1 protein-coding gene is annotated in these 1661 nt (G+C 68.0%); it reads left to right on the top strand.

What is annotated here, in order from left to right:
- The coding region (locus tag ACFSGX_RS17700) for a coiled-coil domain-containing protein (protein WP_380931634.1) at positions 1-1661 on the top strand (1661 nt) is incomplete at both ends.

The raw sequence follows: 1661 nt of genomic DNA on the forward strand, positions 1-1661 counted from the left end.
CAGGTCGCGCAGCAGGCCGAGGGCGGGATGAAGGGTTTTGCCAAGCAGGTCGGTGGCCTGGCACTCGTGGCCGCGCCGTATGTCGCCGCACTGTCGGTCGTCGCCGTCGGTATGTACCGCTGGAAGGAGCAGCTGGGCGACAACGCGAACATGAAGGAGTTCGCCAACGGGCTGGGTCTGACCCACAAGGAAATGAAGAAGCTCGGCGACGTCAGCGTCACGACCGGCGACATCGTCCGCGGCGTCATGAAGACGATCAAGGATGGTCTGGGCGAGGAAGTGTCCGGCAAGCGGATCCTCGACTATTTCTATGCGCCGGACGATCTCCAGCAGCTGCAGACGTTCTTCGCGCAGGTCTACGGTCTGTTCGCCGGCGCATACAATGTCGTGGTGGAACTGTGGGGCCAGATCGCGCCCGTCGTCAGCGGCTATGTGAAGGGCGCGGTTGCCGCGGTCACCGCATACTTTCAGCCGGTGGTGGATGCCGCGACCTGGGCGGCGAACGGCGTCGGCAAGATGTTCCGCCAAGTCTATGACTGGGCCGCAAGCTGGCTGACGTCGATCGGCGGGGCCGTGGCGCCCGTGCTGAAGGCGATGGGGCTCGACACCGCGTCGGCCGCGATCGGCGGCGCCGGCACCAAGCTCGGCGCCGTGTTCGGCAAGGGCTATGCGCAGGGCGTGGAACAATTCGTCGCCCGCACCGACGGAATCGTCAACGCGGTCGGCAAGAACACGATCGACGCCGCGCAGGATCGCCTGACGAAGAAGGCAAACGAGCTGAAGGCCGATCGCACGCCGGAGAAGCCCAAGACCGACAAGCATGCCGAGCAGCTGGCGCGCGATGCTGCCGCGATCGAGGCGCAGATCCGCAACCTGTACGCACTGGCGGATGCCTACGGCGTCTCGGGTGCCGAGGCGCTGATCGCCGAGGCGCGCGTGAAGGCCGAGAGCCAGGCGATCAAGCAGCGCGGCGACATCGAGGCCGCCGTCGCGCGTCAGGTGCGCCTGTCGATCGCGCAGCGTGTGTCCGATGCCGCGAAGTCGACTGCGACGATGCGGGACCAGGCGGCGATGCAGGAACAGGTGAACGCGGCGGTCGCTGCCGGCACCGTGCCGGCCGAGCGGGCGAACGAGCTGCTGCGCGACCGGATCGCTGACCTGCCGCTGCTGGCGGCGATCGAGGCGGCGTATCGCGTCAAGGATCTGTCGGGCGCGCAGGCAGCCGAACAGGCGCTTGATAACCAGCGCGCGGCGCGTGACCGGCTGACCGACGCGGAAACGAAGGGACGTCTGCAGGCGGATCTCGCCAAGGGCCGCGACCAGCTCGCGGTCCTGGAGGAGGAGTTGCGCCTGGTCAGCGCGACCGACGCGGTGCGCAATCACACACTGGCTGTGCTGAAGGCCACGCAGGAAGCGGAAACGCAGGGCTTCCTCGGCACAGATGGAGCTGACTGGGTCGCCCAGCAGGTCGCGATCGCCGATGGGCAGCAGGCTGTGACCGCCGCGCAGGCGGCGTACAACGAGCTCCTCGACGACACGGTGAACCGCTGGTCCGCGATCGGGGACGTCGCCGGCAAGGCGGCCTCCGGCATGACGGAAGCATTCGGCAAGGTCGGCACGGCGATCGGCGACGTCCTGACCGGCCTGGTGTCCTACGGCGC

It is taken from the genome of Sphingomonas arantia (assembly GCF_042682045.1).
In the GTDB taxonomy this organism is placed as follows: Bacteria; Pseudomonadota; Alphaproteobacteria; order Sphingomonadales; family Sphingomonadaceae; genus Sphingomonas_R; species Sphingomonas_R arantia.